The sequence below is a fragment of the Spirosoma arboris genome (genome assembly GCF_009754945.1).
In the GTDB taxonomy this organism is placed as follows: Bacteria; Bacteroidota; Bacteroidia; order Cytophagales; family Spirosomataceae; genus Spirosoma; species Spirosoma arboris.
This window is the reverse complement of sequence record NZ_WPIN01000021.1, coordinates 136,169-155,431: the sequence shown is the minus strand read 5'-3', so window position 1 is coordinate 155,431 and position 19,263 is coordinate 136,169. Positions and strand designations below refer to the sequence as shown.

The window sequence follows — 19,263 nt, the reverse complement described above, 5'->3', positions numbered from 1 at the left end:
TAATCCATTCAATATGGAAATCTTCAATATTTCAACCCGCTCAACACAATCTAAATTATCTTTTGATTGGACTATTATTTACATAGTCAGCTCAACATTTGTATCATTTTTAATATACAGATATATAACAGGCGTAGATATTATTGATATAGAAACGGACTTTTATAACTGTATATTTCAATTATTAATAATTTACACTCTAGAAAGAATTATTAATTCAATAAACCGTACTTCAGGGTTGAGTAAAACGCGCTATATTATGTATCTCTACTTTATTATAGCGCCATTTTCTGCTCGTTATTTAATACCCGACCTTTTCAGGGTCTTCCAAGGTACATTAAAGTATAAAAATATTGTCCCATTAAATCCAATTATGTTTTCAATTGCTACGGACATACTTGGTTTAATGATAGTTAACATATCAATAAATAGGTACTTGGTTTTAGATAATGATAATATCAAAGAAGTTGATAAGCCTGCTAGGTATATAGGAAAAGATAAAGACCAAGATAAGAGTGATCAAAAAAAAGAATCAATATATGTAAAATCTGAATTCAATTTAGGAATAGGCAAATCAGCAATGGATTCTGTAATTAAATCCATGCTTTCACGAGCAGCATATTCCACAAGAATGACTAACTATAGCCTGTTTATTATGGTAATATTAGTCGCAATCGGCGGAAGTGCTTCGCTTGGGACTGTAGCTTTAAATCAAATTGATAGAATTCGAGAAATAGAAATACAAAGAAAAATCCTAGATATGCAGCACGAAGGATATAATCGCGCAATTGAAAGTCAAATTGTTTTCAAACGGAGGGTTGATTTTGCGTTAAAAAAAATAATACACAAAACAAGTATAGATAAAGAAATCTATACTCAAATCGACTCCTTAATGCGTAATTATGTTAATCCAACTTCAGAAAGAAGTCTTTCAAATATTTTACAAGAGGGTACTTTAGGTATCGACCCATATAAATTACTACTTGAAAAAATCGAACGACAATCAACTATTAGCTGGCCTGACATAACTCTTCGTGTAGCAATAGCTGCTTTAACATTATTCCTTGTTCAAATATTTTTCAATATTTATAAATACAATCAGCAACAAGCAAGTTACCTTTTTTCTAAAGCAGAAATAATAGAGCTATACAAAGAAACGGAAGCAGATAAAAAAGACCTTCGAAGCGGATTGCTTTCTAAATTAGACTCAGGTCCAGGATTTGGGCAAGGGCCAACTTCGCCCACTGAACAAGTAATTAACATTATGGACAAAGTAAAGGGAGGATAGAATTCCATCTCCTTTGATCGCACTGCCAGACGGGAACAGAAGAAATGGTAACAAGTATAAGCATAAAGCATTACCCACTTATCAGGACGCACATTGATCATTTAGTATGTTGTAGTAGGCTGCTTTTATAAAACCTAGTCAACTCATTTTGGTCTAATTTATCCAAAATTTGAATTGACTCACTTGGATAAATCCGCATTATATCAAAAGCTTTTTGTTTAACTTGTGCACTTTCAATACTCATACTTAAATTTATTATTTTATTTAGATAGTCTTTTCTAGGGTTATTCTTGATATACTGGAGAGCAGCTAATAATATTGACAAATCCTTACTTTTAAGATCATAATCAATATAATTGTAATATTGTAGAATATTTCTTTCTGAAATTTCATTGATAAGAGTAATTCTTGAGTATTCATCATCGGTATTTTTTAGCATAACCATTAAACTATCTTCTGATCTAGGAAGATCAAGAACTGGGTAATTAAATAGCTCATTATCAACAGTCAATTTAAATCTATCTTTTGTTCTAATATATTTATCTTCACCATAGTTAATCCTAAAATACCCATCCATATTTACTTTATATCTCAACTCTTTAAATCCAACAATAAAACTTATTTCACAAATTTCATCTTTTATGATAATTTTTTTTAAAGTCTTCCTACTTTTCTTTAGAGAAAGATCGTCTTTCGAAATAAGCCAATTGTATTTTACTTGAACAGGTTCTCCTAAAGGCTCTACATCATAATGCTTATAATTCGAATTATTTAGCTCGTATTCTACATTATTAATAAACTGCGGGCTAGAACTCGTATTTTGAATTATCATTTTAACAACTGGGTAAGACTTAACGTACACAACTTCAGCACTCAGTATTTTCAAATCAGGTTCTGCTTTCAAATTAATATAGAGAAAATATACTCCAGCACTAATAGTAGATAGTATACCCAATAAAACACTTATCAATTCTAGCCTTTCTTTATTTATTTGACTTCGGAAGAGGTTTGCACCCATTTTGTTTCATATATTTATATGCCATTAAAAATCCTTTTAATATTTCTACCGAGTTTTTATTCTGGTAAGCTTTTGGCACAGTGCGCTCATAATTATTCAAATACTGTTGCACTTCTACACGAAGAGGCATATCTGATAGACAATATAGAGGCCATTTATAGTGAAATCTAAGATTGAAATAATATTTTAATATTAATTCAATATTATGTTCTTTCATTCTTGCTCTTATTGTTTTTGTTAGCTCACAATTATCTTTAAGAGTATTGCATCTAACAAAAGCGCCAAAAATCTCTGCTCTATCTTCCTCGACGCTAAACGTCGAATAGTTTATTATATTATTGGGATTTTGTGCAAATCTAATAAAATCATCTTGATCATTATACCTCATAACGTATTCTAAAATATTTTCCCTTCTCGATGACTTTCCCTTAGGCGGCTGCCATGATATATTCATATATAAATCTCCCAATATTTCATCTACTGCATTGTACCAAAAAGCAACTGCCGTTTTTTTGTTTTTAACATAATTTAAAATTTCAATTGATAATTTTATTGCTTCAAAATACCGCTCATTATCTAATAATTTAACAATAATAATATTATATATTTCATCATTTGAGAACAAATTTTCAGGGATTAATCTTATCAGGGAAGAAAAATTATTATTATGTTTTAAGGCATCTGATATTAGATTATCCATTACAATGGAATTATAATTTTTTATATGCTCCTGGACTTGAGAATTAAACTTTTTGTACTTCAATAGCATATTAAGCGTTTCTTGATATTTTTTCGCAGATTCTATCCCCATCGAAAAATCTTTTAATCTAAAATAGGAAATAGACTTTCTCATACTTGAGTTCGACAATTGATAATAATTATCAACAGTAATATCATTAAAAAGGCTTACTTTATGCATAACTTCCTTTTCAAAACTATCCCTTATCCATATATCTAATATTAGTAACTCTGTACTATCTGGGTATTTTAATAACAACTTCTCCCACTCATAATCATTAAAGCTAGGTTTTTTAATGTATTTACATGCTAATTGCAAATTACGATCTAGCTCATTTTCTTGGAGCGTATTTACTGTAGTTTGACTAATTGCGTTATAAAAGCAAAAATAAAGCAATAAAAAGCCAGTTAATTTTACGATCATTTTAATGTAAAAATTTTAAGGTTTACAAGTAATAACTTGTAAACGTTACCTAGTGCGAATAACTTGTAACTGCAAATACTGGTATTTGCTCATTATTTCCTACGGGAAAAATACCCTTTTTTTGGAGGGATGGCCATTGTTGCGCAAGCGGGGACGAAACATGTAACTACATTTAATATGGCCACTAACCGGCTATTTTAAGCCTACAAAACACTTGCCCTTTTTGGTTAATATATATTTTATGTGTAATATAGTGCTATGACAACTATATTATATGAACACCCTACAAAGTAATGCTACGTTACTAAATCCCGAAGTCCTTCTTCGGCTTCTCCTGTATAAAGACAGTTCACAACAATCCACCACTCAATTAGCCCCTGACTGCTGGATTGATTTTGATACTGCTTTTGGTCCGCAGTTTCAGGTAGGGACCCAGCATAAGGTATCGGTTCTTAACGCGGATCGTAAGTCCAGCCCTTATTCGGTGGTGGTGGCTAAGTCGCCTATTCTAGGACAAATACCTCATCCTGAACAGGAGCAAGTCATGGTACCAACGGCCACCTTGTACTTGTTGCCGATATAAGCAGCAAGAAATTATGGGTTAAATCAAAAATGCTGGTGCTTTTAGTGCCAGCATTTTTTTTGTGGTGGTTTACTCTACGTATTGCTATTTGAAACCGGGGCGTGGGTGAAATTACAGCTATTATTAACACGCTTTTAAATCCTTGAAAAGCTGAGGTTCTTCTAAACTGTAAATTAATAGTTTTGTGATAGTTTCTATTAAAAATTTACTAATAGTGGCAGAGTTCACCAATACTTGCAGCTCCTTATCTTTAAATTTTACAATCTTGCCATCATGAGTTTCATCCAACAGCCCCAAGTACTCTACTGGTGATCCATGCGCTATTCTACTTCTATAAGCATATAATGAAGTGATTAATTTTTTAAACTCAATGTTACCAAATAAACTTCTGTAATCAATGGGTTCTTTTAAGCGATTGTTTAATAAAAATAATTTATTTATTAATTGTTTCGTTAATGAGTCGCCAGTATCTTGTGGGGCATGGGTTAGCAACAACTCTAGTATGGAGAAGTATTCCAAAATTTTCATCTTTGAAAAGTCAGATGTTCTTGAAGTCTGACGAAAATATTCGATTGCAGTCAATATAAACCTATATTCAAAGTCTTTATTATTATGCGCGTTTCTTGAAAGGGTTTCATATCGTTTGTAAATTTTTTTTGTTGTATTTAGAAATGTTTTCGTTATTTTAATTGGATTATAAGCTTGGTTAACAAATGTGAACATGCCATAAAATAAATGGCCTGCTTCACCTGTAGTTTGTGGGCTAGGCTCTTCACGTTCCGCAGTTGGCCAATGGAGCTCTATTGGTAAGAAAATTTTACTTTGCAGATATAGGCATGGTCTAAGGGTAAATAATTCATGATTCCATTGACTATTTCTATTTACAATTACATAGTAGTTCCAATTCGTACTCGTTAACAGTTTACCATAATCAATTTTATTATCTTTTATAGTTATCTCCTGCTCGTAAAAATATAAATAACTGTGAATGTCTCGAGGAGGTAAAGTCTCAATTAAGTTTCCTTTAATCCACAAAACTTGTTCTTCTGTTGCTCTTTCTAAGTATTGATTATCGACTATTTCATAAGGTAGTTTTATTTTTTTGTCGATCAAAAGTACATTTCCAATAAACGCAAAGGTTTCTTTAGCCATAAGTACAAGTATAGTAATTTGATTGTGTAAATATAAGAAACTTCATTTTTGAGCAAGTAGCTTATAATCTCTTTATCATGCACTTTATATTGTTACACAAGCTGACTTGAATCATGTAGCTACATGTAATTTTGTCGCTGATTAAAATACCTGTGACTTTGGGTAAAGGTCTCGTCAAAAAGTACGTATTTTACCATATAAAAGTCAAGTATTAATATGTCAGAGATTACAGAACAAGTGGGGCAGTTGATTCGGGAAGCACGTAAGGCAAAGGGAATGACACTAAAAGATTTAGCCGAGAAAACTGGCGTTAGTGAAAGTACATTTAGTCGCTATGAAGCGGGCAAGCAAAGTGTCTCGTTTGAGCAAGCTCATAAAATAGCAAACGTATTAGGGCTGAATTTGAAGGTCAGTTTTGAATAGCTATTTTTTTGCCTTTAAACTTGCATTTAATGCAAGTTTATATTAATATTGTATAGTCAATGAGAAGCCCAAAAGTTATATAGTACCCTAGTGGGTTGCCCAACGAAGTAAGCCAGTCTATTGATAATCAATAGAAAACCCCAACGCTAGAAATCTTGGCGGATACGAGCGAAGGGGCTAATGTTCAACATTAACCTTATAGTCAAAATGAACACGGAGCAAAGCTACGTGGGTAGGGGCAACTATGCAACCCCACCTCCACCAATGGCCCAAAATGCGGCCCAAACACCTCCTTCGCTGGATGATTGGCAAAGGGCTTTCCTTGGGAAGATTGCCAACAACAAAGAGGCACTTAGTGGCCTATTTGACCTGTTATATCTGGCATGGGATTTTAGGGATTCCCGAAAAAGTGTCGAGTTTCAGTCTGAATTATTTTCATTCTGGATTGACAACAAGAATGTAGATCTGAATAAGTATAGAACTGAGATACGTGATTTTGTGACTCAACTTATTTTTGTAAATAAGTTGAAAGAAGAGTTTGAGTTTTTTGATGACAATTCGGGCTATACCCGCTCCTGCAATTCAAAAAAGGAGGTGGGCCGTGAATAATAGTCAGCAAACCACCCCGGAGACTAAAGTCCAGCTTAGTAAGCCCCTGATAGATCCTCCCCTTTGGTATAGCTATCAAAAGGAGTATTCCAGACTTGAGCTACTGAGCGACCAACTAGGGAAAAGTCATCGACTCTCCCTGCATCAGGAAGTGGTGTATAATTTACTCAACTCGCTTTCCCCCTACCGGACAAATCCGGCAAACCTGCCTGACGACGTTGCCCAGGCCCGCATTACGGCCCTGCAACTCGTCAATTATTTCCTTGAGCAGCTCATCATTGCCAATCCCCTGCTATTACCTATGGGGTATGAGATTGTCAATCAGGATAATTACCTGAGCCTGATTCGGTCTCCGTTTGGTGGTGTTATTTCGTTGCGTACCGACAGTATGGCTCCTTTGTTGCCAAAAGATACAACTGTTGCCTTTTTTCAACTAAAACCGGATGAATGGAGGCAGACTCAGAAAATCGTTTCCATTTATCGGTATAGTGATTATGATACCGAAATGGTTGGCCGAATTACTAATGTCACCGAGGAGTCCTTCACCCTTAAGCGGAGAAATCCCGATTGGCCCGACGAAGTGATTCCCTGGTCGGATGTGGTTAGAATCTTGTCGCTTGATTTTTTGGTGGGTGCCATGATCGAACCAGACTACGAATAGGTATGAACGAGCTAATTCAACTTACCACCAATGAACAAGGTTCGGCGGTGGTTGCCTCGGCTCGTGAACTATACGAGTTTCTCGGTTTCGATGGGTCGCAGTGGTCGCGTTGGTCGAAAAAGAATATCATCAACAACCCCTACGCCAAAGAAGGGGAAGACTGGGAGCAAATTGAACTCGACATTAAGTCGAAAACCTCCGAAGGTGGTCGGCCAACCGTCGATTATGCAATTTCGGTAGATTTCGCCAAACGGCTATCCATGCTTGCCCGAACGGAGAAAGGCGAAGAGGCACGGCGGTACTTTTTGGAGTGTGAACGGAAAGTTCAAAAACAGCCCTTTTCATTGTCAGTGGAACAGGTCTTACTGCAACAAGCCCACTTGTTAGTGGAGCAGGGCAATATGATAGCTCAACTCCGCGCCGACGTAGAAAGTATACGGGGTACCGTTCGTTTGCCCAAGCCCTCGGCCCCTCCTCACTTGAAAAGGACTCCCCAGCTTAACAGTCCTTCGCCAAAACGCCCGGCTTCGGATTTACGGCAGGCGGTGAAGCATCGGGTGAATGAGTACTGCGGGTATCACGGAGCCGAACAGGGCGATACGTACAATTATCTATATAGGCGGCTTAATGAGGTGTGGAGCATTAACGTATACCGACTAATCCGTCTAAACGGAGAGTCACTTTTGGATGCTATTGAACGCTACGGTCATCTGGACAAAATGTACGGGCTCATAATGGCGGAGCTGAAGTACGTCGAGGAGTAGGCGCTATCGTATAGGCAGAAGACTCTTGGCAAAGCCTAATGAATCAGCTAATTGCTTTACTGCCAAGGTGGGCTATAGCTAAAATAGGTTAAGCTGGATTACACGGTTATGTCGTGTAATCCAGCTTACTCAATCACCATAAACTTAATAGGACTACGCCTAATTTGGACGCAACAACTGAGGTATGGAAAGAGGTACCAGATTAAGAAAGTCATTACGAATTTCGGGCGTAAAGCTTCATTCACTTTGGCTACTAAAATGAGGCTGGTACGTATGTTTAGTTGTAATTAAAATTCTAGTTAATTTATTGATTTTAAGTATATTATGTTATAAATTTACTTGTGATTCAGACCAAAACATATCGCTATAAACTCAACCCCTCCCCATCCCAACAACGGTCGTTGGTGCAATGGTTGGGCGCTTGTCGGTACGTCTATAATCTGAGTTTGTCCTACAAAAAGACCCTGTGGGAGCAAAACAAGATTAGTATTGGTAAGTATGAGATTCAGAAAGAACTATCAGCCATTGCCAAACAAACCCCTTGGTTGGGCTGCGTTAATAGTCAGACCTTGCAGGAAGTGACCGACCGGGTTTTCAATGCCTACGAAGGCTTTTTCAAGCAGGGTAAAGGATTCCCTAAATTCGCCCGGAAAGGTCAGTATCAATCGTTTTCCTTCAAGCAGGGCGTTAAACTGTCAGCTACCCATGTGCAACTGCCTAAATTGGGCAAAGTCAAGTATCGCAACTCTCAAGCCTGTACAGGTACAATCAAACGGGCTACGGTTCGGGAATGTGCCGATGGGTGGTATGTATGCCTGTGCGTAGAAACGGATATAGAGCCGTTGCCGACCGTTCAAAACAGTATCGGTATTGACGTAGGTATCAAAAGCCTGTTGGTCACCTCAGCGGGTGAAACGATTGAAAATCCAAAACACCTGTATAAAGCGGAGAAAAAGTTAAAACGATTGCAGAGGTTGGTGAGCCGCAAAAAGAAAGGGAGTACCAACCGAAAGAAGGCAGTCAAAAAGTTGGCGCGTCAGCATCAGAAAGTAGCCAACACAAGATTCGACTTTCACCATAAACTAACGACGCGGCTGATTCGTGAGAACCAAGCGATAGCCGTTGAATCGTTGCAGATTAAGAATATATTAGCTAATCACCATCTGGCTAAGTCCATTTCGGACGCGGGTTGGTATGGGTTAACCCAAATGCTTGAGTATAAAGCGAAGTGGTACGGGCGTAAGTTTGAGAAAGTTTCTGCCCGTCACACCTCGCAGGACTGTTCAGCTTGCGGCTACCGGAATACGGAGCTAACGTTAGCGGTGCGTGAGTGGGTTTGTCCCGGTTGCGGCACTACCCATGACAGAGATGTTAATGCGGCTAGGAATATAAAATTAAGGGCGGTAGGGCATACCGTCACTCAGCTTGTGGAGTTGGACAGTAGTTCGACGTTGAAGCAAGAATCTCCCGCGCTTTAGCCGGGGGAGTGTCAATACTCACTCTCAACGCGTGCCGTAAATGCTCTTAGGTTTAGAATGGAGGGTGAAGGCTGTGTTCGCGCAGCTCCTTATTACGGCCAGTAAAAAGGCCTTTTTTCTTCGCTATGGCTTTGCCTTCATTAGCCCAGGCCCTTGCTTTTCCCATTGTATCCCCCCGAATCCGGTAGGCTTGATTCAATGAGGACCACGCTCGTTCAGTGTAGATCTGCTTGGTTTGAAGGCTATCAAACAGGCGCAGCTTGATGGTAATGGCCTGATTCGCGGGTTCGTTGTAGCTGACAACAGGTGTTGCTTTTGCCGTATCCGCAGGTGTTAGCAGGTTCGACCGGATGAGGTTTTCCAGATTGGCGGTTCGTTGAGCCAAGGCAGTGAGGCCAGCCACATCGACCTTGATATTGGGCAATACCGAGGCTGAGCGGTCATCGCTGCTTTTTTTGTCCTGTTCAATCTGCGCTTTGAAGTCGGCAAAGTCTTTGGCCAGTTTCGCATTAGCCATTGTGACTCGTTGCAGGCTATCCCGAGCGGTATTCTCCTGGGCTCGTTGTTTTTCCCAGAATTTGAATCCGGGAACGTAGGTAAAGAGCAGGTAGCCGATGCCTGCCAAAATTGCCGGCCCAACAATCCATTTCCAGATCATGATTTCTTCGGCAGTTGATCATCTCCTAGGGGAGGAGTGGAGGGTGTCTTAATCGCGGCCTGCGCGGTGATGATGCCCGACAGAAAGAAAGCGGCTTTCAAAATGTAGCCCGTAATGTGAAGCCACTCCGGGACTTCGGTCAGGCTCTTTTCGTAAGCCTCTTCACTGGCCGTGAGTGCCGCTAATGCACCCAGGATTACAGTCAGAATATTGAAAAACTTGGGCGTTTTCTTCTGAAGACGCTGAAACAGCTGCGTAAAAAAGGCGGTCGATAAATCATTCATGTCAGAATTGTTTAAGGTAAAATCTGCTTCATTTTCTGCATTAAAACGTGCAGTATTTCCTGCATTATTTCTTGCATTATTTATAGTTTATAAGCGCATCGCAATCAGCTAGTTAAAGGCAATTTTCAGAATTAAAACCTGCCAAAAATGACTCTAGTTTTAGCTGGAAAATCTGTTGAATTTTGTTTATAACTAGCTGATTGTAAGTAAATTATCTTACGTAAGATTTGTTATAAACTGCTTGCAATATAAGCAGTTTGAATATATTTGTCAGGAAAATCCAATCGTTTTACCCGACCATGACAGACAAAGAAATCGCCCGCTTTAAGGTCAAATTTCCGAAGTTGAACTTATCGAAGGCACGCCTAGCGTCCATCAAGCTTAAGGTTGATGATGAGGCTGACGATGATGCAATTGACTTGAAGTTGGATGAGGCTAATGAGATGTTTCCCTTTGCTGATATTCAGAAAAATGACGACCGGATAGCTACCGATGCGTCGAAAGAAAAGGAAAAGCAGCAAAAGGAAAATTCAGCGGGCTCAGACAACGACAAAACAAAAGACTCTGCTCAGGATGATATGCCCGGCTGGTTTAAGTCCTATATCGAGAAAAACGATAAACGGCTTGAAGCTATAGAGCAGGGTAAGACGCTTGATACCCGCAAATCGCAACTAGAAGCCAAGCTGAAGGACGCTACAGATGCTTTTAAGAATACGACATTGAAAGCCTTCAATCGGATGCAGTTTAAAGACGATGAGGAATTCAATTCCTATTTGGAAGAGGTCGAAACGGACGCAGCGGAATTTGTTCAGACGGAGGCTAATGCAAGCCTAGGTCAAACAAAGCCACCAGTTAAGTCGAGTGGGAATACCCCAAAAACGGCCTCCAAGGAGGAGGTCCAAGCCATTTTTGGTAAACCCAAATAAATAAAATGATCTACCCAAGTCTGAATAATGCGGGGGTTACCATTGATTCAACACTGGACTCAGTGACAATCATTGATAACTTTCAGTCGGTTCGGGGCGGTCGCACGCTTGATACAACAGGGTTTACGCCCACAACTATCAAGGCCGGACATCTTATTATCCGTGCAACATCCGACCCCAAGGATTATAAACCGATGCCTCTAAATGGGGGTGCTACTGCCTATGCAGCCCTGCCTTCGGGCCATGAATACGCAGGTGTTCTCATTTCTACTATCCTCACGGCTCGTCCGTTTGCGGGGATAATGCTACGGGGAACCGTAAACCGCGTCAGTTCGCCATTTGATCCCAGTGGCCTGGAAGCCGCTTTCAAGGCAGCTCTACCCAACATCATTTTCACGCAAGACTAAACGACTAAAATGGAGCCATCACAGTTTTTAGCCCTTGCTCAGAAATGGTTTGCCGCCACGCAGTTGAACCGCGTGGAGCTACTGAACGGATCGCAAAACGGCTTAACGTATTTATTTCAACGCTTTCTAGCTGAAAACCAATCGGTGACCGGGCGTTGGGAAACACTGTTGGCTACCTACACGCGCGTTATGGCGTTTGTAGTTGCCATGGACTCATCGCTGCCCAAAGTGAAGCGCGATAGCACGAGCAATGCGTCGGGCGACATTCCCAAGTTTGGTATTGAAATGAGCCTGAACGAGCGCCAGCTAACCCAGATTGGCATTCTGCAACGAGCACCGGGCGACAATACAAAAGCCATCATTAAAAAGATCTTTAATGATGCCGAGCGCACGGTTGATGCGGCTTATGAGTTGATGGAGGCCCTGTTTTTAGAGGGCTTCTCGACGGGCAAGGTGATTGTTGATGACATTGACAATGTAGGCACTGGCTTTCAGGTCGACTTTGGCTACCTCTCTGCCAATAAATTTGGTGTGGGAATATTGTGGAGCAGTGCATCAACGGCGAAGCCCATGGACGACCTGGATCGAATGGTGGCTAAGGCCAAAACAGACGGCAAGGTAATCCAGACTATTTTCATGGACAGCACCACCTTCGGCAATATGATTGCCACGACGCAATTTCGGGATTACTACGCGTTTAAAGTCGGATACACGGGCACGCTTCGCACCAACCTGGATAAAGAAAATGCGAATGCATTGTTACTGGGTCGGTATGGCTTCACGGTCGAACTGATTGACCGCGCAGTTCGCAGGGAACGCAACGGGGTACAAACCATCGTCAAGCCCTATCAACAGGGCATGGTTATGGCGATATGCACCGAGGAGCTAGGTGCTATTGAGTACACCTTTTTAGCTGAAGAAGACAGCCCGGTTTCTGGGGTAGTTTATTCCAAGCCAGTACCCTGGGCACTGGGTTCCATGTTTCGCCAAAACCGTCCGTCTATCGCTGAATTTACCACGATTCAGGGCCGTGCTCTGCCGGTGATTGGAGCCGCTGATGAGATTTATTCAATCGACACTACTACTGTCCAATCCTAATCATGGCAAAGCAACAGGAAGAGGCTAAGAAGCCCACGCACGTAGTCATTAAGGAGTTTCATGATATTGACAACTTCGACAAAGTCCACGAAGTCGGTGATGATGTATCTCACTTTGACAAAGAACGTTTAGATAAGTTAGTCGAAAACGGGCATGTCGAAGTGGTGAAAGCCGAAACCGAACCGCCTAAGTAGTAGCGCCCAACCGACGTTGAAAAATGGCAACAATTCAGGAGTTGATAACGGTGAAGTTAGCCCGGCTCAATCAGACGCTATCCCAAATCGAATATAATTATGTCCTCGCCAAAGTGGGGCTTGATAGTACTTCGCCGGATACGTCTGAAAAAGCCGAGTTAGCCATTGCCTACGCCATTACTGAAGTGTTGCCATTTATTCCAAGCAAGGTTACGGAGGGCGGCTATTCGATGGAGTGGAGCAAGGAGGCTGCCACGGAGTATCGCAACTCGATCTATACCCGTTATGGCATTGCCATTCCCGGAAATAGTCAACCTACGGTGTCAGAAGCGTCGAATCGATGGTGAGTCAGTATCCCTACTTTCTGATGATTCCCTCCACTGCGCCAGCTACAGCTGATGCGAATGGTAATTTTCAGGAAAGTGGGATTACCTGGACTATCGCTTCCCCCTGTCGGGATGAGGCCAATTCGGGGGGGAATCGGGTACAGCTGACAGATTCATCGACGGTCGTGTATGAGTCGCTTATTCAGTTGCCTAAATCCTGCCCAGATATCGCTGTGAATACACCCATTCGGGTAATGGCGATGGATCAGTCCACGATTCGGGTAAAAGGAGAGGTGAAGCGGTTTTCGCGGGATCAATTGCACTGTCGGATCTGGATTTAACATGCTGAATCCTAGTACGAATTTTCGGGAGGTATTTCGCCAGCAGGCGGAAAAGGCCGTGCGGAAATTAACACAGGGCGCTATTCGGGTTCTGTCTTACTTAGGTGAACAGTGCGTGAATCATGCCCGAACTGTCGATACGTACAGGGATCAGACAGGAAATCTCCGGAATTCGATTGGGTACGTGATTGTGCGAAATGGCGAGATTCTTAAAAGCAATTTTCAGCAATCGGTTACGAATCGAAATCCAAAAACGGGACGGTTTGAATCTGGTAAAACAGGTACTCAGGTAGCCAAGGAACTGGCAAATCAGCTTATCAATGATTTCGCAAGTGAGGGTTGGGGTCTAATCGTTGTCGCAGGTATGAATTACGCCTTGGCGGTAGAATCCAGAGGTTTGGATGTGCTGACGACAGCAGAGCAATTGGCCAAATCCGAATTGCCGAATCTGCTAAGGCAATTGCAGATAGATGTGAACAAAAGCGCATGAAAAATCCGTCTCACGAGGAATCCATCCTGTATCAACATATTTCAGGATCCGCCTTAGAGATCGCTGTTTCGGGAACTGTATACAAATCGGGATGCAGGCCAAATAATTCAGTACTAGAAGATTTGGTAATTAATCCGTTGCCTGTCAATGGTAATCAGATTCAGCAAGGCACGTGCAATGTCAATCTGTATGTGCCAGACCTAAGGCTACTGGTAAATAATGAATGGCAGTTCTTTCCCAATTCTGAGCGGATTGCCACGCTACTAGACTTAGCGACTGCATTACTAGCCAGTCATGATGAAGACTGGTATGGCTTTGAATTAGCTCTGACAAGCAACCCCATGGCCGTCCCTGAATTAAAGCAACACTACGTCAACCTGCGCGTTGACTTTCAATTTTTTCCAACGGTTTAAAAACGCCTATCAAGATGGCACTTATAACAAGAGGTATTGTATCCATTGCGCTGGGGGCCATCAATGTGGATGGTGGACCTGGTACTACGTTGGCTACCTTGGGGCTGACAAAAAAAGGAACGGCAAAGATTCAGCAGGACGACGGTACTACCACCGATATCATGGCCGAGGAGTCGGATACTCCAGTGGAATCAATCACAACAGCCGGGAGTACAACATTTGTTTGGACAATTCTGAACCCGGATATCGACACGGCTATTGCCCTGTTTGGAGGGACTGCAACGGGCACCTCGCCAAACCGGGTCTGGAATATGCCTGCATCAGTCGTGGCCATTGAACAAACTGTCAAAATTACCCCAACCAAGGGTATGTCGGTAATTTTCCCACGCGCTCAGGTGACGGTAAAACTCAATGGTGATTTTACCAAGGAGGATGTTTTCGGCTTTGATGTATCAATCAAGGCCTTGCAGCCAACCAAATCAGGGGTAGGCCCGGTTCAATTCCAGCAATAAGCCAATTCCACTAACAGGCATTCGGGCGGACTTACTGTCTAGGCGAATGCCTGTTTTTCTATCAGGTAAGCCACATGAAAAAGTTACTCCTGTTACCCCTTTTGTTGGTTTGGTTTTTTGGTCAGGCCCAGACAACCATTCAGCCCCATGCCATGCGCTTTTACTGGCAGAATGGTCATTTGTTTCAGGCGGATTCACTGGGTACGGTCAAGGGTGATTTTGTGGGCGATATTTCCATTTATCCCTTTGGCACCAAGCTAATCGCGGTAACCATTGGCAAAGCCACGGAATATTACCCGTTCAAACAACTCCTAAATAAATCCGGGGTTCCCTATAGCACCGTTTCGGTCGATGCGGCCATTGCCGCCTATACGACCAGTATTCCAGCCACAACGGTCACGGTCGATACGACGCTGACAAATAGCTCGAATCCAATTGCCTCCGTCGTGGTAAAAACGGCAGTCAATGGGCTTCAAAATCAGATTGGAACGGCCTCGTCATCGATTGCTCAGAACAGCACTGATATCGCTACCATAAAGGCGAACCCAACCGTTGTCCAATACAATCTGCAAGGTACCTGGAGCCCCTCAACCAATACCCCCGTTCTGTCGACAACAACCAGTCTGAGTGCGAGTAGTGCCTATGTAGTTTCGACCACCGCAACGGCTGGGGTTAGCTCGACTGTGCTTTCCGGCAGTGCGATTACCTATTTCAATGGTGATTATATCGTAGCTACCCAAGCTGGGAACTGGGTACGGGTTGCGCAGGCAGCTACCGTTGGGGATGGAACGATTACACAGGTTAAGCTTGATACCGATACGAAGAGTTTACTCTGGCAGCAAAACGATCCAGCCAGCGGGTATAGTAGTAAACTACTTGATCCAAAAGGAAGATTACTCTGGGGTATTACCCTGGATGGCAGTTTTGAAGCGGGCAAGTACCAAACCAGTTCCATTGCGGGTTCAGCGCTTAAACCCAGTTCAGTGGGCCTCGCTCAGGTTGGCACCGATGTAACGGCACTGATGTGGCAGACGCTCGATCCGGCGAGTGGATACCGGGGAGCACTCACTGACCCCAAAGGTCGCCTTGGGTGGGGGATTAGACTGGACGGCAGTTTCGAAGTGGGTAAGTACCTGGACAACTCCATTGCGGGTACTGCACTGAAAGCTTCATCCATTGGTCTGGATCGACTCGCCACTGACGCACAGTCAGCGATTACCAATGCAGGTAGGCCCACTACGGCACTGGATGCCCTGGCCCTGGCCGCCAAACGACGCATTGATTTCTTAATGATTGGGGACAGTAACCAGCTTAAGGACGGCACAGGCTGGGATCACGGGTTTAACTACGCCCTGGGAAATCGGTTTGGCCTCTACGCATCAGCCATTTACGGCCCGCGCGGGAATATGATTCAGGGGGCTGAGTTTGGCGGAACAGGTAATTTTGGCACGGCTGGCGGTGGCCTGACGTCGCTGGAAAATTACGACCTGGCTTCTGAGCCCTACAGTCAAATAGCTGACGGGGTTACCTATAACAGCCAGTTCAATGGCGTTAGTGTTGCGGCAGGAGCCACCACCTTTAATGTCGCCAGTGCACTCCGTTTTTGGTACGCCTATGGCACGTTTACAACCGGATCAGGCTCGTTTCGAGTGGGATTTCGGCAGGGCACTACGCCCTATACCACGTTTGGGTCGGGTGCGGTTATTAATACCAATACAGGAGCCGAAACGTATCAACTGGGCTATACAGATCTGGCGGCCAACTCAGGTCGAACGGGTCTTGCCCTGGAAGCCAAATGGACATTGCCCTCAAGTACGCCGATTACCGGCCCGTGGCAGGGTTTCTTTTGCCGCCTGGAAGATACCTCCAAAAAGACAGGGGTAAGCGTCCATACGCTCTACGGAGTGGGTGGTCAATCGCTTTGGGATATGGGTACGCAGTTGAATGCGTATTCCGCTCAGAAATTAAAAAACTATTTCGCCGAAGCGCGTCGGCTCCAGCTGAGCCAGAATCTAAAGCCCATTATCGTCGTCTATGTCAATTCAGGCCTGAACGATCAGAATGAAGATCAATCGCCCTCGTTAGGTTGGCGGGCCGATATGTCGCCAACCAGCGCAAACGCCTACATCGACAATATGGAGGCCATTATTAAACGCGCTGAGGATGTGTATGAATACGCAGGCTGGGATAAGTCCGAATTGTATTTTCTGCTCATGCCTTCGCATCCGGTTTCCGATCCCGATGCCGCCAAACTGATTTCATACCGAAAAGTCTGTTCCTCGCTGGCTTCGAGAAAAAATACCAGTGTGGTCGATTTGACCAACCTGACGACAGCCACGGAAATGGCGGCTAACAATTGGTACCTCAAGCAGGCCAATGGCGTCGATAATGACGTATTCCATTTGGTGCAGGCCGCCTACGAAGTATTCGCTACGCGGGTTGTCAGTCTTATCCCCGTTGTCCAATAATCCTTTTTGAAAACTAGAAAACCGATGAAGATTTTAAGTACTATTTTATCCTTTTTTCTTGCCCTGACTGTCTCATTTGGGCAAAAGATGGTCACCTCGACCGAGGTGACTGACAACACCATCAAGATTGTCTACGCGGATCAGCTCATCACCAAGGGCACACTCTGCTATATCAATTTTGCCAATAAAGAAGTTACGCAGCCTACGACCATCAGTTCAGGTATGGTTTTGCCCAACCTGGCCTGGAAAGTAGCGCAGGGGATTTTGGGTTCTGGCGATCAGACAAGCCTTTCCCCGATTCTGACCTATGGATTGACCATCGGTACCAACGGAAAGATCGAGTTTACGCCCAAACGGGGATTGCATTTCATCGTATCGCAATCGGGTACAACCACGACGGGAGCCACAATTGCCTTACCTACAGCGATCAATGCCTATATCCTGGCCAATTTATCCCACTCGTATTTTTTCGGCTATCAGTACAAAGTAACCCGCGTCGGAACCGCTACGGATTACACAAGACTTCAGTTTGGCAGCAACTCCTCGCCCACGGCCAACTTTCTGTTTTTAATGCAGAAATCGAATGTTCGGCCCTACTCAGTCATTGGTGTCGCTAACCGGCTAGGGGTGCGATCAGACGGCCCTGGGAATTATTTTCTAGTAGGCGATCATATTGTAACGATGGGTGTAAGCGCCTTTACGGGCACGGCAGGCGGATCAATATTGACTCAGTTTACGACCTTTCTGCAATCCGACAGCAATATTCTCTATAAGCTCTATGTCGAGGATCTGACCGTTTCGGGTAGAACGTACGCTGATGCCGATGCGGCTTTTTACGCCCAGTATCAGGCTGATCTGGCCAGTGGGGGGCAGTATTTTGGCGATACTACGCCGACTGATCCGACGACCATTCCCTAAAAAATCCCGATCAGCAACCGCCGGTCGGGATTCTGGACTAGAAGATAATTTCTATAAAGTAAGTAAGGTACTATAATAAAGTGGATAACCTACTAGCTGAACAAGCCGAACTCAATGCGCTGATCGAAAAAGGCGCGTTCTTCACTACCCCAAAACAGAGTCTTTTGCGCTTTTGGGGTAGTGAAGAACGTAGGTTCACGATTAAGCCCTTTTTCCTGGGAACGATTGACCGGTTAGGTGCTGAGTTCTTCGACATGGGCTTCTCGGAAGCCGCCATTGACGCGGATCCGTTCGGAGAAAGCAAGCGATTGGCCAGTCAGAACGCGAAACGGTGTGCAAGGGTTGTGGCCATTGCCATCCTGAATCGAAAGTGGCCGATCAAGTTCCTGACTCCATTTCTAGCGAACTATTTACTCTGGCGAGTAACCCCCAATAAACTCTGGCAGCTGACCCTAATTATTAACCAGATGATGAATCTGGGGGATTTTACCAACTCTATCAGATACCTCCAGGTGACAAGGACAACGGCTCCGGCGCTGGTAGAGGAAAAACCGGAGAACCAGGAAAGCGACGACGAAAACAGCGAGGACTAAAAAGCCTGTATGGATCCAGAGGCTCTATCTGTGCCCATTTTCATTGGACATGGGAATACTTACTCTGGGGCGTTCGATGGGGTATTGTAGAGCGAATGCTGATTGATGCGCCGAGTTATGAAGAAGAGGAAAAAGAGGAGGAGGGAAAGTCCGGCGGTCGTTCCTCAGTTAAGGAGATTGATTTGGACGAGGAGAATTTTGATGAGGTCGTGCGCAAGTTAATGGCTCAAAATAAATTATAACATGAGGAATTGGGGAGGGCACAGGGAGAGTTGATGTGTATAAAATTAGAAGAGTTAAAAAAAAGAAAGTAACCTGAAAAAGGACAATATGAGGGAAAGGGGCTTTATTTTAAGCCATCCTTTATAAATTTGATATACTTTAGTGGGGCTTTGCCCCCCTTATGGTGTGGATAAAAGTGAAAGCAGGCCCAAGCTTTGGACCTGCTTTTTTTGTGACTAGCCGACTAATAAATAAGTTGTCTAGAATGACAGTAT

The 19,263-nt window shown here is 43.2% G+C and carries 25 protein-coding genes; 20 read left to right on the top strand and 5 right to left on the bottom strand.

Features of this window, described 5'->3' with window-relative positions; genetic code table 11:
• A partial coding sequence (locus tag GO755_RS34995) for a hypothetical protein (protein WP_227687204.1) occupies nt 1-1,288 on the top strand: 1,288 nt, incomplete at its 5' end.
• Nucleotides 1,289-1,385: 97 nt separating this feature from the next.
• Here GO755_RS34995 and GO755_RS34990 read toward each other — a convergent pair.
• A complete protein-coding gene (locus GO755_RS34990; protein ID WP_157590087.1) occupies nt 1,386-2,306 on the bottom strand; it encodes a hypothetical protein in 921 nt (306 codons plus the stop codon).
• A complete protein-coding gene (locus GO755_RS34985) occupies nt 2,272-3,468 on the bottom strand; it encodes a hypothetical protein (protein ID WP_157590086.1) in 1,197 nt (398 codons plus the stop codon). Before GO755_RS34985 ends, GO755_RS34990 begins: the two co-directional genes overlap by 35 nt.
• A 274-nt stretch (nt 3,469-3,742) precedes the next feature.
• Between GO755_RS34985 and GO755_RS34980 the strand changes: the two genes are divergently transcribed.
• On the top strand, nt 3,743-4,051 hold the full coding sequence (locus tag GO755_RS34980) for a hypothetical protein (RefSeq protein WP_157590085.1): 309 nt from the start codon (nt 3,743-3,745) through the stop codon (nt 4,049-4,051).
• A 123-nt stretch (nt 4,052-4,174) separates the two neighbouring features.
• Here GO755_RS34980 and GO755_RS34975 read toward each other — a convergent pair whose 3' ends face one another.
• Entirely contained in the window at nt 4,175-5,203 is a 1,029-nt protein-coding gene (locus GO755_RS34975) for a HEPN domain-containing protein (RefSeq protein WP_157590084.1), read from the bottom strand.
• 216 nt (nt 5,204-5,419) lie between these two features.
• Between GO755_RS34975 and GO755_RS34970 the strand changes: the two genes are divergently transcribed.
• The 5 genes from GO755_RS34970 (at nt 5,420) to GO755_RS34950 (ending at nt 9,138) form a co-directional block, all read left to right on the top strand.
• Nucleotides 5,420-5,626, top strand: a complete 207-nt coding sequence (locus tag GO755_RS34970; protein ID WP_157590083.1) for a helix-turn-helix domain-containing protein — start codon at nt 5,420-5,422, stop codon at nt 5,624-5,626.
• Between the two features lie 207 nt (nt 5,627-5,833).
• Complete coding sequence (locus GO755_RS34965; protein ID WP_157590082.1) at nt 5,834-6,235, top strand: hypothetical protein; 402 nt, start codon at nt 5,834-5,836, stop codon at nt 6,233-6,235.
• On the top strand, nt 6,228-6,896 hold the full coding sequence (locus GO755_RS34960) for a hypothetical protein (protein ID WP_157590081.1): 669 nt from the start codon (nt 6,228-6,230) through the stop codon (nt 6,894-6,896). The genes GO755_RS34965 and GO755_RS34960 overlap by 8 nt, the downstream gene beginning before the upstream one ends.
• Nucleotides 6,897-6,898: 2 nt before the next feature.
• The gene (locus tag GO755_RS34955; RefSeq protein WP_157590080.1) at nt 6,899-7,660 is read left to right on the top strand and encodes an antA/AntB antirepressor family protein; all 762 of its coding nucleotides are present in this window, start codon (nt 6,899-6,901) and stop codon (nt 7,658-7,660) included.
• A 341-nt stretch (nt 7,661-8,001) separates the two neighbouring features.
• Nucleotides 8,002-9,138: an RNA-guided endonuclease InsQ/TnpB family protein gene (locus GO755_RS34950; protein ID WP_157590079.1), complete on the top strand. Its 1,137-nt coding sequence runs from the start codon at nt 8,002-8,004 to the stop codon at nt 9,136-9,138.
• 52 nt (nt 9,139-9,190) lie between these two features.
• Here the strand turns inward: GO755_RS34950 and GO755_RS34945 are convergent, their stop codons facing one another.
• Complete coding sequence (locus GO755_RS34945) at nt 9,191-9,796, bottom strand: hypothetical protein (protein WP_157590078.1); 606 nt, start codon at nt 9,794-9,796, stop codon at nt 9,191-9,193.
• Nucleotides 9,793-10,080: a hypothetical protein gene (locus GO755_RS34940; protein ID WP_157590077.1), complete on the bottom strand. Its 288-nt coding sequence runs from the start codon at nt 10,078-10,080 to the stop codon at nt 9,793-9,795. The genes GO755_RS34945 and GO755_RS34940 overlap by 4 nt, the downstream gene beginning before the upstream one ends.
• A gap of 299 nt (nt 10,081-10,379) precedes the next feature.
• On the opposite strand from GO755_RS34940, the gene GO755_RS34935 reads away from it, so the two are divergent.
• The 13 genes from GO755_RS34935 (at nt 10,380) to GO755_RS41100 (ending at nt 19,008) form a co-directional block, all read left to right on the top strand.
• Entirely contained in the window at nt 10,380-11,006 is a 627-nt protein-coding gene (locus tag GO755_RS34935) for a hypothetical protein (RefSeq protein ID WP_157590076.1), read from the top strand.
• A 5-nt stretch (nt 11,007-11,011) separates the two neighbouring features.
• Entirely contained in the window at nt 11,012-11,413 is a 402-nt protein-coding gene (locus tag GO755_RS34930; protein WP_157590075.1) for a hypothetical protein, read from the top strand.
• Nucleotides 11,414-11,422: 9 nt separating this feature from the next.
• Complete coding sequence (locus GO755_RS34925) at nt 11,423-12,511, top strand: major capsid protein (protein ID WP_157590074.1); 1,089 nt, start codon at nt 11,423-11,425, stop codon at nt 12,509-12,511.
• A 2-nt stretch (nt 12,512-12,513) separates the two neighbouring features.
• Nucleotides 12,514-12,705, top strand: a complete 192-nt coding sequence (locus GO755_RS34920) for a hypothetical protein (RefSeq protein WP_157590073.1) — start codon at nt 12,514-12,516, stop codon at nt 12,703-12,705.
• A gap of 23 nt (nt 12,706-12,728) precedes the next feature.
• Nucleotides 12,729-13,052, top strand: coding sequence for a DUF6706 family protein (locus tag GO755_RS34915; protein ID WP_157590072.1), 324 nt, complete (start codon nt 12,729-12,731; stop codon nt 13,050-13,052).
• A gap of 20 nt (nt 13,053-13,072) precedes the next feature.
• Nucleotides 13,073-13,372, top strand: a complete 300-nt coding sequence (locus GO755_RS34910) for a hypothetical protein (protein WP_157590071.1) — start codon at nt 13,073-13,075, stop codon at nt 13,370-13,372.
• A 1-nt stretch (nt 13,373) separates the two neighbouring features.
• Entirely contained in the window at nt 13,374-13,862 is a 489-nt protein-coding gene (locus tag GO755_RS34905; RefSeq protein ID WP_157590070.1) for a hypothetical protein, read from the top strand.
• Nucleotides 13,859-14,275, top strand: coding sequence for a hypothetical protein (locus GO755_RS34900; RefSeq protein ID WP_157590069.1), 417 nt, complete (start codon nt 13,859-13,861; stop codon nt 14,273-14,275). The genes GO755_RS34905 and GO755_RS34900 overlap by 4 nt, the downstream gene beginning before the upstream one ends.
• A gap of 14 nt (nt 14,276-14,289) precedes the next feature.
• On the top strand, nt 14,290-14,787 hold the full coding sequence (locus tag GO755_RS34895; RefSeq protein ID WP_157590068.1) for a hypothetical protein: 498 nt from the start codon (nt 14,290-14,292) through the stop codon (nt 14,785-14,787).
• Between the two features lie 74 nt (nt 14,788-14,861).
• Nucleotides 14,862-17,255: a hypothetical protein gene (locus tag GO755_RS34890; protein ID WP_157590067.1), complete on the top strand. Its 2,394-nt coding sequence runs from the start codon at nt 14,862-14,864 to the stop codon at nt 17,253-17,255.
• 24 nt (nt 17,256-17,279) lie between these two features.
• Entirely contained in the window at nt 17,280-18,173 is an 894-nt protein-coding gene (locus GO755_RS34885; protein WP_157590066.1) for a hypothetical protein, read from the top strand.
• Nucleotides 18,174-18,253: 80 nt separating this feature from the next.
• Nucleotides 18,254-18,766: a hypothetical protein gene (locus GO755_RS34880; protein WP_157590065.1), complete on the top strand. Its 513-nt coding sequence runs from the start codon at nt 18,254-18,256 to the stop codon at nt 18,764-18,766.
• Nucleotides 18,767-18,861: 95 nt separating this feature from the next.
• The gene (locus GO755_RS41100; protein WP_198175026.1) at nt 18,862-19,008 is read left to right on the top strand and encodes a hypothetical protein; all 147 of its coding nucleotides are present in this window, start codon (nt 18,862-18,864) and stop codon (nt 19,006-19,008) included.
• The last annotated feature ends 255 nt before the right edge of the window (nt 19,009-19,263 follow it).

Bases quoted from the DNA above. Each gene is read 5' to 3' on its own strand.
- GO755_RS41100 (WP_198175026.1), top strand. From the start codon at position 18,862: ATGCTGATTGATGCGCCGAGTTATGAAGAAGAGGAAAAAGAGGAGGAG.
- GO755_RS34965 (WP_157590082.1), top strand. From the start codon at position 5,834: ATGAACACGGAGCAAAGCTACGTGGGTAGGGGCAACTATGCAACCCCA.
- GO755_RS34990 (WP_157590087.1), bottom strand. From the start codon at position 2,306: ATGGGTGCAAACCTCTTCCGAAGTCAAATAAATAAAGAAAGGCTAGAA.
- GO755_RS34895 (WP_157590068.1), top strand. From the start codon at position 14,290: ATGGCACTTATAACAAGAGGTATTGTATCCATTGCGCTGGGGGCCATC.
- GO755_RS34980 (WP_157590085.1), top strand. From the start codon at position 3,743: ATGAACACCCTACAAAGTAATGCTACGTTACTAAATCCCGAAGTCCTT.
- GO755_RS34970 (WP_157590083.1), top strand. From the start codon at position 5,420: ATGTCAGAGATTACAGAACAAGTGGGGCAGTTGATTCGGGAAGCACGT.
- GO755_RS34920 (WP_157590073.1), top strand. From the start codon at position 12,514: ATGGCAAAGCAACAGGAAGAGGCTAAGAAGCCCACGCACGTAGTCATT.
- GO755_RS34940 (WP_157590077.1), bottom strand. From the start codon at position 10,080: ATGAATGATTTATCGACCGCCTTTTTTACGCAGCTGTTTCAGCGTCTT.
- GO755_RS34955 (WP_157590080.1), top strand. From the start codon at position 6,899: ATGAACGAGCTAATTCAACTTACCACCAATGAACAAGGTTCGGCGGTG.
- GO755_RS34975 (WP_157590084.1), bottom strand. From the start codon at position 5,203: ATGGCTAAAGAAACCTTTGCGTTTATTGGAAATGTACTTTTGATCGAC.
- GO755_RS34930 (WP_157590075.1), top strand. From the start codon at position 11,012: ATGATCTACCCAAGTCTGAATAATGCGGGGGTTACCATTGATTCAACA.
- GO755_RS34985 (WP_157590086.1), bottom strand. From the start codon at position 3,468: ATGATCGTAAAATTAACTGGCTTTTTATTGCTTTATTTTTGCTTTTAT.
- GO755_RS34915 (WP_157590072.1), top strand. From the start codon at position 12,729: ATGGCAACAATTCAGGAGTTGATAACGGTGAAGTTAGCCCGGCTCAAT.
- GO755_RS34890 (WP_157590067.1), top strand. From the start codon at position 14,862: ATGAAAAAGTTACTCCTGTTACCCCTTTTGTTGGTTTGGTTTTTTGGT.
- GO755_RS34925 (WP_157590074.1), top strand. From the start codon at position 11,423: ATGGAGCCATCACAGTTTTTAGCCCTTGCTCAGAAATGGTTTGCCGCC.
- GO755_RS34905 (WP_157590070.1), top strand. From the start codon at position 13,374: ATGCTGAATCCTAGTACGAATTTTCGGGAGGTATTTCGCCAGCAGGCG.
- GO755_RS34900 (WP_157590069.1), top strand. From the start codon at position 13,859: ATGAAAAATCCGTCTCACGAGGAATCCATCCTGTATCAACATATTTCA.
- GO755_RS34885 (WP_157590066.1), top strand. From the start codon at position 17,280: ATGAAGATTTTAAGTACTATTTTATCCTTTTTTCTTGCCCTGACTGTC.
- GO755_RS34935 (WP_157590076.1), top strand. From the start codon at position 10,380: ATGACAGACAAAGAAATCGCCCGCTTTAAGGTCAAATTTCCGAAGTTG.
- GO755_RS34910 (WP_157590071.1), top strand. From the start codon at position 13,073: ATGATTCCCTCCACTGCGCCAGCTACAGCTGATGCGAATGGTAATTTT.
- GO755_RS34945 (WP_157590078.1), bottom strand. From the start codon at position 9,796: ATGATCTGGAAATGGATTGTTGGGCCGGCAATTTTGGCAGGCATCGGC.